The organism is Vibrio sp. S234-5 (assembly GCF_000960595.1).
Classification (GTDB): domain Bacteria; phylum Pseudomonadota; class Gammaproteobacteria; order Enterobacterales; family Vibrionaceae; genus Vibrio.
In genome coordinates this window covers 244548-256295 of record NZ_JZAM01000360.1, presented here as the reverse complement: position 1 = coordinate 256295, position 11748 = coordinate 244548, and the positions used below count along the sequence as shown (strand labels likewise).

General features: G+C 46.6%; 8 protein-coding genes. 5 read left to right on the top strand and 3 right to left on the bottom strand.

The genetic code is table 11. From position 1 onward, the window contains the following. Positions 1-37: 37 nt before the first annotated feature. Positions 38-2551, top strand: a complete 2514-nt coding sequence (locus UF06_RS20235; protein ID WP_045572020.1) for a hypothetical protein — start codon at positions 38-40, stop codon at positions 2549-2551. 61 nt (positions 2552-2612) lie between these two features. On the opposite strand, the gene UF06_RS20230 is transcribed toward UF06_RS20235, so the two are convergent. Continuing rightward, a complete protein-coding gene (locus UF06_RS20230) occupies positions 2613-3383 on the bottom strand; it encodes a tRNA isopentenyl-2-thiomethyl-A-37 hydroxylase MiaE (protein WP_045572019.1) in 771 nt (256 codons plus the stop codon). Positions 3384-3452: 69 nt separating this feature from the next. Continuing rightward, on the bottom strand, positions 3453-4217 hold the full coding sequence (locus UF06_RS20225; RefSeq protein WP_045572018.1) for a hypothetical protein: 765 nt from the start codon (positions 4215-4217) through the stop codon (positions 3453-3455). Positions 4218-4553: 336 nt separating this feature from the next. Here UF06_RS20225 and cysB point away from each other — a divergent pair, with 336 nt between their 5' ends. Further along, positions 4554-5528 (top strand): HTH-type transcriptional regulator CysB, encoded by a 975-nt coding sequence (gene cysB / locus UF06_RS20220; protein WP_045572017.1) that lies wholly within the window; start codon positions 4554-4556, stop codon positions 5526-5528. Positions 5529-5583: 55 nt separating this feature from the next. Continuing rightward, entirely contained in the window at positions 5584-6813 is a 1230-nt protein-coding gene (locus tag UF06_RS20215; RefSeq protein ID WP_045572016.1) for a methyltransferase, read from the top strand. 104 nt (positions 6814-6917) lie between these two features. On the opposite strand, the gene ald is transcribed toward UF06_RS20215, so the two are convergent. Next, positions 6918-8042, bottom strand: a complete 1125-nt coding sequence (gene ald, locus UF06_RS20210) for an alanine dehydrogenase (protein WP_045572015.1) — start codon at positions 8040-8042, stop codon at positions 6918-6920. 156 nt (positions 8043-8198) lie between these two features. On the opposite strand from ald, the gene lrp reads away from it, so the two are divergent. Together lrp and UF06_RS20200 are read left to right on the top strand one after the other, a co-directional pair. Beyond that, positions 8199-8693: a leucine-responsive transcriptional regulator Lrp gene (gene lrp, locus UF06_RS20205; protein WP_039429735.1), complete on the top strand. Its 495-nt coding sequence runs from the start codon at positions 8199-8201 to the stop codon at positions 8691-8693. A 145-nt stretch (positions 8694-8838) separates the two neighbouring features. Further along, positions 8839-11733 carry a DNA translocase FtsK gene (locus UF06_RS20200; RefSeq protein WP_045572014.1) on the top strand — a complete coding sequence of 965 codons (2895 nt, stop codon included), beginning with the start codon at positions 8839-8841 and terminating at the stop codon, positions 11731-11733. Positions 11734-11748: the final 15 nt, after the last annotated feature.

Sequence of the window (11748 nt, the reverse complement as noted above, 5' to 3'; positions counted from 1 at the left end):
GGAGCAATCCCCATACAAGATTTGCATGGAGCAAACAATGAAAAAGAAAATTTTATCTACACTAATTCCTGCAATTTTGCTTGCAGGTTGTAGTACAGAAGAAAATATAGCGAATACAGTTTCGAATGAGTCAGAAAAAACGTTAGTAGCTACGCCAGATTCAAATGGATACGAAATTATCACCCGCTTTATAAATGCAAACATTTATGCTGACACCAACGGAGACGGATTCCCTTCAGAGAAAGAGTTGTTGGGAAAAACCGGAGTCAATGGTGGTTTTTTTATCTCAGAAAGTATTGTTAAAGAACATGCTATTCTTCTTCAGGCGGTGGCGTATCAATCAAAGCTAGTTTCAAAACCGGCTCAACTCATTACGAAAAGTGCGCTTTTTGAAGCACCAAAAGGGAATACCTTTGTATCGCCATTGACGACCATTGTTGTTGATGAAGCAAAAAAACTTGCTGCTCGTGATGGGCTTACGCTAGAAGAGAGTTTGGCGGTCTCAGCAAAAAGTGTGTCTAATGCCTTGTCTCATATCGTTGATTTAGATACTGATGATGTGCTTGCATTTAATTATTTAAACGCTCAGACTCCAGCAGAACAACGTCTCGCAGTGGTCGCAAAATCGCTAGGCTACGCTTTCGCTGACGGACATCGTTCGTGGGGCATCGACCTGCTCAATGAGTTTATTGATGCGGCAAACAAAATGTCTGACCAGCAGTTGAACGATAAAAATAACTACATAAAAGCTCGAGTAGTTAATTTGGGTGATGGGCTTGGTTATATTCAATCGGTTGATATTGAAGTTGAGTTTAGTTTAAACCCTGCTCTTAAGGAAGCCCTAGATACTTACTTCTCATCACTCAGTTTTACGAAAAATACTGAAACAGCAACAACTAGTCGATCACTCAACGAATTTTTCTCTAATATTGATGATGCAAACATTGAAGTATTAGACATGAAAGGTAACAAAATTCAAAGCGTTGCTGGTATTTCTATTGCTGTAAATAAGGATGGGGCTGGAGATTCAGAAAATACGCCATCGAATGTATTTGAATTGGTGCTAGGCGGCATACCAACAGTGGTGGGCACACATCAGATAATTGTTAAGATCTCTAGTAATGAAAGTGGTGACTATGTGCTGCTACCATACTATATCGACATTCAACATCAGTATGCTCAAATAGAAAAGTCTTCTTCCTTTGACCAAGGTATTCTCGCGCTCTCCGCTAAATTTCCGTTGCAAATGAAAGCGGATGAAATTCATATAGTTGAAGTCGCAAAAGAAGAGCTTGAAGCACTGTTTAAGGCGCCTGAAGGTTCTGAGTTAGAAGTGATATTGGCAGGTGACGTCCCGTTCCTATGGGAGCAAAAAAAGAATATCGCAGAGCTGGCAGATCCCATTGTAGCTAATGAAAAGCTAACTAAGGATGAGAAGCTGGCAGAGTTAGATAAGTGGGTAGCTTATATTAAAGCGGGTAAAAATGGTGCTCAAATCCACATTACCGTTCAAGCTCAATACTCAGCCAAATCCGCTCAAGGTGAAGTGGAACAGGTTGTCTCAGCCATTGTAGAAGAAGTTGCTCAAGTTAGTGTGTTTGGTAGTGTCACAGATACGACAGCGAAAGCTCTTTCAGGAAAAACCTTTGTTCTTGAAGGTCACTTATTCTCCGAAAAAACAATGGATCATTATAAGTCGTGTTCTTTAGTTTCTTTCCAAAACGGTACAATATCGCTCTCTGAGTTTAAGGTTACTGACTTTGAAAAGTGTGATTTAAGCGTACCCCTACAAGAAGCTGGCTCTTATACTCAAGATTACGATGGTCTGATTGCGACGATAGGTGACCAGAAATACCATTTCAGCGCTGTTGCTCTCACAACTAAAGTTGAAGTAGAGAGTAAAGAAGGTGAAATTATAGAAGATGAGCAGCCGACGGGTGAAATAGCTCTGATTCGAACTGCAGCTGACAACCCATTTAGTAAACAACGTATGGTTCTAGTGGATGTAAGTTCTCCACTGGTTGATAGCTTTTTTGCCAACTCTACGGTGTTCCCAGGTATTGCCAGAGTGCAAGCACCAAACGGAAATTTCTATAATATCGATGGTGAAGACATTTGGGATCACCGTGATATTAAAGCGACGGTAGCTTATTCGCTTGGTGAAAACCCTCAGTTGACCCTTCGTTTTTCTGAAAGCTGCCCAAGTCTGCGCTTAGATAGTTATAGTACTTATTCACAATCACCAGTTATGTCAATCGGTGCTTATTCAAACACAGGGGCAGAAGTGACAGCATATACGATTATTAATGGTGAAAATGAACCGACTTGTACATTCAAGTATGATCTCAGCGATCTCTCGCCTGCATTCTTAACAGAGAGTAGCTATTTTGATGTAGTATTTAGCAAGCAGCCTAAATCAAACTACTTTTACTGGTCTAAAGCTAATGCTGAAGGCTCTTCTAACACCGTATATAGAACGAACGTTATGAATTATGTCCAGAGCTTGGCTTTACGTGCCACACCAATTGTAGAGGAAGTGATTGCACCTTAAGCGTAAAGTTCGAGAATATTAAGCCCGCTGAGACGCGGGCTTTTTTTTGATGCCTGATGCTCTAAGCTGGCACACCACTATGAAACTTAAAGTCATCGTCTGGCGAAGAGATAAGTTGCGCTTCGATTTTGCCAAAATAGGTGATTCTTGCGCTGATATCTTTTCCTGCGATTTGCTCGGCTAACGAGAGATAATCTTGGTAATGCCTGGCTTCTGAGCGCAGCAAAGAGATGTAAAATTTCGCGATTTCATCATCCATGTGCGGAGCCAGTTTGGCGAAGCGTTCACAAGAGCGGGCCTCGATATAGCCACCGATGATCAACTTATCAATCAGTGTCTCAGGTTCGTGAGTCTTCATGTGTGAGAGCAAACCTTTTGCATAGCGGCTGGCCGGAATGCTTTGATATTCAATCCCACGGCTTTGCATGATTTCCAGTACCTGATAAAAGTGATGCAGTTCTTCTTTGATAAGCAACACCATCTTATCTATCAGATCTTGGCTGTATGGTGAGTTCGATTTGGCTATAATCGCTTTAGAAATATTGCTCTTTCCCTTGAGTGTTTCAATCGAGCCAATCCCCCGATAAGCAAAATCTTCATAGGGTTTAAACCAATCCAGCAGTGTGTGCGCGCTTTCTTTATCAACCGCGTATTTGCGGATAAGATACATGGCAGATTGGCCTGCTTTCAACTCACACAGTAAGTGATCGAGCAAAATAGTGGCTAGATTTTCTGGCTTTTTGGCTTGCTCAACCCATTCATCCGGTGTTTCACAGTGCAAAAAAGCGTGGATAGGCGCGAGTAGCTCCTGATAGGCATTGAGACTGATCATAGTTCTGTTCTAACAAAGTAAAAAGGCCGCCAATGGCGACCTTGTTGATTGGAAACCTGGAAGCGGATTCTACCACTTTTTCTTGTCACCGAAGAGTGCATCCATATCGTTATTGCGCTCTTTATCTTCCATCTGCTGCAACTCTTCAGCGTGCTTGTCGGAACGACGTTTATCGAGCTCACTGAGCATCATATCAAGCTTCTCTTTGGCTTGGATGGAGTAGGCGTCGTTTTTGGTGCTAAGGACGTCAATGCCTTTACGCAGAAGTTGCACCGCGGTACCAGCTTGCCCACGAGCAATCGAGTCATTGGCACGTTTAATCACGTTTTCGATGTTAATGCGGATCTGCATGGTTTCCAAACGAGCGTTTTCTTCTACATAGGCTTGGGTTTCAAAACGGCCTTTGTTGTGTTCATTTCGTATGGTGTCACGTAAGCGCTTAACCAATTTGAGCATCACAATGGCTTGCTTGTCGCTGGTGGGCACTTTAAACGCGGTGCTTTCACCGCCTTGATAGTTGTTCTTCAGATGTTCAATCTGCTGCTTCATGCCTTCAACTCGCTGTGCGAGCTGTTTGCTCTTAGGATCTAACGCCGACATATTTTCCAGCGCATCTAGGATGCGATTGTTTAGGCAGACAAGCAATTCCTTACTAAAAGGAATATGGTGCGCATGGCCAATCAGCTCTTCAGTGGCATCTATGACAGCGACATAGCGGGCGGATTCCTGTCGTTTCGCGGTTTCCACTTTGACCTTGTACTGAAGCATGATGTTGTAACCAAGAACCAGAACCAGTAATACGGCGACCAAAGCGATAATTAAACCAATATTCATATCTGTGTGTGTCTGCTTTTATTATTGACGGCTAACAAGTAAGGATACACGAACACAAGGCATTCATGCACCTATTAATCATATTCTTAGTGATTATTGCTGTTCTGAAAAAGATTAGTAATCAAAACTTACGAATCGAAGTAAAGAATGAGGCGTGGATTGCAAAATAGTCGTCTGGTCGCATCCTGAGCTGTGAGGGGATAGAAAGTTTGTAATTTCGCTGTTCTTTATACGTTATCCACGTTATAACTTATTATTATATTTGAGAACCTAAAATGCATGGTTTTTACTCATGTGGATGAAGTTTAGTTATGAGTAACGGACTACAAGGCGACTATGAAACTGCAACAACTGAAATACATTGTTGAGGTTGTGAACCACAATCTCAATGTGTCTGCGACAGCAGAGAGTCTGTATACCTCGCAGCCGGGTATCAGTAAGCAAGTGCGATTGCTGGAAGATGAGCTGGGTATCCAAATCTTTGAGCGAAGTGGGAAACATCTTACTCAAGTGACTCGAGCGGGTGAGGACATCGTGCGGATTTCCCAAGAAATTCTCGCGCGAGTAGAAAGTATCAAAGCCGTGGCTGGTGAGCACACTCACCCGGAAATGGGCACACTGAACATCTCAACGACCCACACTCAGGCCCGCTATGCGTTACCGGATGTGATTAAAGGCTTTACCGCTCGCTATCCGAAAGTTTCTCTGCACATGCATCAAGGTACACCGAGCCAAATGTCAGAGGCGATAGCTAAAGGCACGGCTAACTTCGCCATTGCGACTGAAGCTCTGCATCTGTACCAAGATGCCGTCATGTTGCCTTGCTACCATTGGAATCGCTCAATTGTTGTGCCGAAAGATCATCCGCTGGCGCGCAAAGAGAAGGTGACTATTCAAGACTTAGCGACTTACCCATTGGTGACGTACGTATTTGGTTTCACAGGGCGCTCTGAGTTAGATACGGCGTTTAATCGTGTCGGCCTCACTCCGAAAGTCGTCTTTACCGCGACGGATGCCGATGTGATCAAAACTTACGTGCGTATGGGCATTGGCGTTGGTGTCATTGCCAGTATGGCAGTCGATAAAGAGCAGGATAAAGATTTGGTCTCGATTGATGCCAGCCACCTGTTTGGTGCCAGCACCACCAGTATCGGTTTTCGTCGAGGGACTTTCTTGCGCTCTTATATGTACGATTTTATGGAACGTTTTGCACCGCATCTGACTCGCCCTGTGGTTGAGCAGGCGATCTCGCTCAAATCGAACGCGGAAATTGAAGAGATGTTTAAAGATATCGTCCTCCCAGTACGCTAAGCGCTTTCCAATCGTATCGACTTCCTCCAAAATACTCGCTTGTTTTGGGGGAAGTATGCAGGCTCAATTTCATTTCATAAACGACTGGTTGCTAGAAAACCAAGATTTCTGGCGCTTCGAACCATTTCACCGCAGCTTAGCCAGCACTCTGCCTTGGCAAGCTTCCCATCCTGAACTTTGCAATTGGCTGTCTTTGTTGAGCCATCAGCAAATCGCACAACTTAAAACACAGCCAGATATACTGGAGGAGCAGCTAAAGCCTTTCTTCCCTAGCTTATCTATTGTGAAAGGTATGCTAGATGTTGCTTCGCTCACTGAAACAGAAATCAGCCTATCACCCATGATCAGTAACGGCATTCCAGGTCGAAAACTGCAGCAAATTAACTCGATGGGAGCGGTTTGCCTGAATCACCACGTCGGTGATTCGTGGTTAGAATGGTGTGCGGGGAAAGGGTACCTCGGGCGGGTCTTGGCAGGTGAAAGTCAGCAGCCTGTTACCAGTTTTGAATATCAGCATGCTTTGTGTGAAGAGGGCCAGAAAGCGGCAAACGAGCTCAATCTAGAGATGTCGTTTGTCCAAGGCGATGCGTTTGATGGGCGATCTAAGCGGTTTTTTCACCCCAATCAACACGCAGTTGCGCTTCACGCGTGCGGTGATCTGCACGTTCGCCTGATACAGCACGGCGCGAGCGCTAACGTTGCTGCAATGAGCATTGCGCCCTGCTGTTATCATTTAATTCAGGATGAAGCTTATCAAGCGTTATCGATACCCGCGCAGCAATCCAAACTGAAGCTGAGTAAAAAAGAGCTACGCATTCCTCTGCAACAAACCGTTACCGGTGGTGAGCGTGTCAAACGCCAACGTGAGCAGGAAATGATTTATCGACTTGCTTTTGATCTGATATGCCGAGAGCAGTTGCAGTTGGAAGAGTACGTGCCTGTGCCCAGTGTTAAAAAATCGCAATTAAATGCAGGTTTTGAAGCATTTTGCCACTGGGCCGCGAAGCAAAAGTCGTTGTGTTTGCCTAAGGTCGATTATGGCCGTTTTGAGACATTGGGTGAAGAGCGCTTCTGGCGTATGGAGCGATTGAGCCTAGTGCAGCAAATTTTTCAGCGTCCGTTGGAAATGTGGCTAGTCTATGACCGAGCGTTGTTTTTGCAGCAGCACGGTTACCATGTCGATCTGTTCACCTTTTGCGAACGCAGGGTTACACCAAGGAATCTGCTGATCCAAGCGCGAAAAATGGCACCTACCAAGCAACATTGCTATGAAATTGATTTTTAGATAGATCTTTTATTCATAATTTATATTAATAAAGGAATAAAAAAGCTCGCATCAGTAGCGAGCTTTTTGCGTTTCTAGCCGAGTGCTCGACTAGCAGGACAACCTTAGTTGAACATAGCAATAGCGTCAGCTGGTGCGATGTACTCAAGGTTGAAGTTGTCTGCAACTTCTTTACAAGTGACTTTGCCGTGAATGACGTTCAAGCCTTTTAAGAAGCCTTTGTCGTCGGTCAGCGCACGCTGGTAACCCAGATTAGCCAGTTTCACGATGTAAGGGAGGGTGGCATTGTTCAATGCGAAGGTGGACGTACGTGCAACTGCACCTGGCATGTTGGCCACGCAGTAGTGAACCACGTCATCAACGATGTAGGTAGGTTCTGCGTGAGTGGTCGCGTGAGACGTTTCAAAGCAGCCGCCTTGGTCAATCGCCACGTCAACCACCGCCGAGCCTGGTTTCATTTTCGCAATGTGCTCTTTAGTTACCAGTTTTGGCGCTGCTGCACCCGGAATTAATACGGCACCGATAACAAGATCCGCTTCTAGAACGTGCTTCTCGATCGCATCTTCTGTAGAATAAACCACTTTAGCGCGACCTTGGAATTCTTCGTCCAGTTTACGAAGCGTGTCTACGCTACGGTCAAGGATAGTGACATCCGCACGTAGACCAACCGCCATGCGCGCTGCGTTCGCGCCCACAACGCCGCCGCCGATAACAACGACTTTTGCTGGTTCAACGCCAGGTACACCGCCCAGAAGAAGACCACGACCGCCGTGAGACTTCTCAAGAGTCTGTGCGCCAGCTTGGATAGACATGCGACCAGCAACTTCAGACATCGGTGCGAGTAGTGGCAAGCGACCCATATGATCTGTTACAGTCTCATAGGCTATGCAGACAGCTTTGCTCTTGATTAGCTCTTCAGTTTGTGGAAAATCTGGGGCTAAGTGTAAATAGGTAAATAAAATTTGCCCTTCACGAAGCATTGCTCGTTCGACAGCTTGAGGTTCTTTAACCTTTACAATCATTTCTGCTTTCGCAAACACGTCAGCAGCAGTAGGAAGAATGGATGCGCCTGCAGCAATATAGTCATCGTCTGAAAAACCGATGCCTGCGCCGGCATTAGTTTCAACAAACACTTGGTGACCATGAGAGATCACTTCTCTCACGCTGGCTGGGATCATGCCAACACGGTATTCATGGTTCTTGATTTCCTTTGGAACGCCAATAATCATCCTGACTCCTTAAGTTATTATGGTTGTATTGACTATGTGTAGGGTAGTATTGTCGAATTAACGCCTAGTATAGATGGGTTTAAATAAAATTTGATACTGAATATTAAAAAGTTGTAGTATATTTTTTTGCAAGGAAGTAATAAGGTGGAATAAAAAATGGCAGACAACTACAAAAAGCCGTCCAAGGATCTAGACCGTATCGACCGCAACATTCTGAATGAGTTGCAAAAAGATGGTCGAATTTCAAACGTAGAACTCTCAAAACGCGTAGGCCTCTCGCCAACGCCGTGTTTGGAGCGTGTGCGCCGTCTCGAACGTCAAGGTTACATCACGGGTTATACCGCGTTGTTGAACCCTCAGTATCTTGACGCTTCTCTATTGGTATTTGTTGAGATTACGTTAAACCGTGGTGCACCGGATGTGTTTGAGCAATTCAACACCGCAGTGCAAAAGCTCGATGATATCCAAGAGTGTCATCTGGTTTCTGGTGACTTCGACTATTTGCTGAAAACCCGTGTATCTGACATGGGGGCATACCGTAAATTGTTGGGTGACACGCTTTTGCGTCTACCGGGTGTGAACGACACGCGAACCTACGTGGTTATGGAAGAAGTGAAGCAAAGCAATCAACTGGTGATTAAAACCCGTTAAATTCTTGTAAGGAAAGCAGGTTATATGCCTGCTTTCGCAGACGAGACGTTGGGTTTTTCCTTTCGATGTGGTTAAATCAACTTATTAATCCGAGCGGCTTTGGCCGCTCGGAGTGTTTCAGATTAATAATGATTCAAGTTGATTTATGTTCAAAGAGAACGCGAAGAAAGTCGAAACGATTATAAAAACAAGCGAAGAGCCTCAGTCTTCCCGTCTGAACGGTTTTCAACGTCTGAAAGAGTGCGGTCTGATCCTCGGTGTGCTCAGCTCTGTTTTGCTGGCGACAGCACTCATCACTTTCAGCCCAGCCGATCCTTCTTGGTCGCAAACGGCATGGGGTGGGGGAATTAGCAATGCCGGTGGCATTTTAGGCGCTTGGATCGCCGATACCCTCTTTTTCGCTTTTGGCTTGTTAGCCTACCCACTTCCTTTGTTACTTACCATCGCCGCGTGGGTGTTTTTCCGCAAACGAGATGAAGACGAACACATCGACTTGATGCTGTGGGGGACGCGTCTACTTGGCCTCGTGATCCTAATTCTGACCAGCTGTGGTTTGGCAGACATCAATTTCGATGATATTTGGTATTTCTCCTCTGGTGGCGTGATTGGCGATGTCTTGACTAACTTGGCCTTACCTGTACTCAATTTATTAGGCACCACGTTAGTGCTGCTCTTTTTATGGGGGGCGGGCTTTACCTTGCTGACCGGGATTTCTTGGTTGGCCATTGTTGAATCGCTCGGTAATCTGGCCATTGGGTTGTTTGTTTGGCTAGTCAACAAAGTGCGTGGTGACGCGGGGGAGACATTAGAGCCTCAGCTACAAAACATCAGCTTAGAACGTGAGTCGTTAGACACGCCCAATGTGAGCGAGAAAACGCAAGACTTGCCGCAGCACCATGACGAAGAATACCTTGAAGAGCCAGCGATGGCCGCTTCGCCGCAAACTGACTATCCCATCCATATGCCTTCTCAGGCAAATTATCATGCAGACATCGCCGCAGAAATTCCGCAAGAAACGCGCAGTCAAAAGCTGACAGCGACGATTGAGGAGTTGGAGCAAGAGGCGATGTTTGCCGATGACATGCCAGCCGAATTGCCCTCGTATTCAGAGCCTGTGACGGTGACATCTTACACGGCAAGGTCGCCAGCAGAATCAGCGCCAGAGAGCGCAGAGCTGCCATGGTCTCAAGATGAGCCATCGTTTGAGCCTGTCATTTCGGCCTCCGAGCTGGATAAGATTGGGGATGAAGTGGTTGAGCCACATCGACGTGAGCCAGTAATGTCGAGCTTGGAAGACGAACTCGATTCACCGCCTTGGATGCAAGAGCCAGAAGAGTATCAAGCGCAAACTCCATTTGGGCAGCAGTCGTGGTCTTTGTCAGAAACAGAGACATCCGCACCTTATGAAAATGAGGAGAGTGAAGAAGAGCCTCAAGTCGATGAAGATGTCACCGCTTTTCAGAATATGGTCAGCCAAGCTCAGCAAAACATGGCAGGGGCAAACAATCCGTTCTTAATGAAAAAAGAGCAGAACCTGCCTGTACCACAAGAGCCGTTGCCGACGTTAGAGCTGCTTTATCATCCAGAAAAGCGAGAAAATTTCATCGATAAAGAAGCGCTGGAGCACATTGCACGTTTGGTGGAGTCAAAACTGGCCGATTACAAGATTAAAGCGCGCGTTGTGGGGATTTTCCCTGGCCCTGTGATTACGCGCTTTGAGTTGGATTTGGCACCAGGGGTGAAGGTTAGCCGCATTTCCAGCCTGTCGATGGACTTGGCGCGCTCGCTGTCTGCTATGGCGGTGCGTGTTGTCGAGGTGATCCCCGGCAAGCCGTATGTCGGTCTCGAACTGCCCAACATGAGCCGCCAGACCGTCTATCTCTCTGATGTGATTGCGAGCCCTCAGTTTGAGCAGGCAACTTCACCGACGACCGTGGTTCTGGGGCAAGATATTGCGGGCGAAGCTCTGGTGGCGGATTTGGCGAAAATGCCGCATGTGCTGGTGGCGGGCACGACAGGTTCTGGTAAATCTGTCGGGGTCAACGTGATGATCCTGAGCATGCTGTATAAAGCCAGCCCGGAAGAGGTGCGCTTTATCATGATCGACCCGAAAATGCTTGAGTTGTCTGTCTACGAAGGCATTCCGCATCTGTTGGCCGAAGTGGTTACCGACATGAAGGATGCTTCTAACGCGCTACGCTGGTGTGTGGGTGAGATGGAGCGTCGCTATAAACTGATGTCGGTGATGGGTGTCCGTAACATTAAAGGCTTTAATGAAAAGCTGAAAATGGCCACAGAAGCGGGTCATCCGATTCACGATCCGCTGTGGCAAGACGGCGACAGCATGGACACGGAACCGCCATTACTGGAAAAACTGCCCTACATTGTCGTGGTCGTCGACGAGTTTGCCGACCTGATAATGGTGGTGGGTAAAAAAGTGGAAGAGTTGATCGCACGTTTGGCGCAAAAGGCTCGCGCGGCGGGTATTCACTTGATCCTCGCGACCCAACGCCCGTCAGTTGACGTGATCACTGGTTTGATCAAAGCAAACATTCCAACGCGTGTGGCGTTTACCGTGTCAACCAAAACGGACTCACGGACCATTTTGGACCAAGGCGGCGCGGAATCGCTACTGGGAATGGGCGATATGCTCTATTTGCCTCCCGGTTCAAGTCACACTATTCGCGTTCATGGTGCGTTTGCTTCCGATGACGATGTGCATGCCGTGGTAAATAATTGGAAAGCGCGTGGTAAACCCAATTATATCGAAGAGATTGTCAGCGGCGATCAAGGCCCCGAAGCGCTGTTGCCGGGTGAACAGATGGAAAGCGACGATGAATTGGACCCTCTATTCGATCAAGTCGTAGAGCACGTGGTTCAATCGCGTCGTGGCTCTGTGTCTGGCGTTCAACGTCGCTTTAAAATTGGTTATAACCGAGCAGCACGGATCGTAGAGCAACTCGAAGCGCAGGGCATTGTCAGCGCGCCGGGCCATAACGGCAATCGAGAAGTCCTAGCTCCCGCGCCACCCAGAGATTAGTGAACTTACGGATTG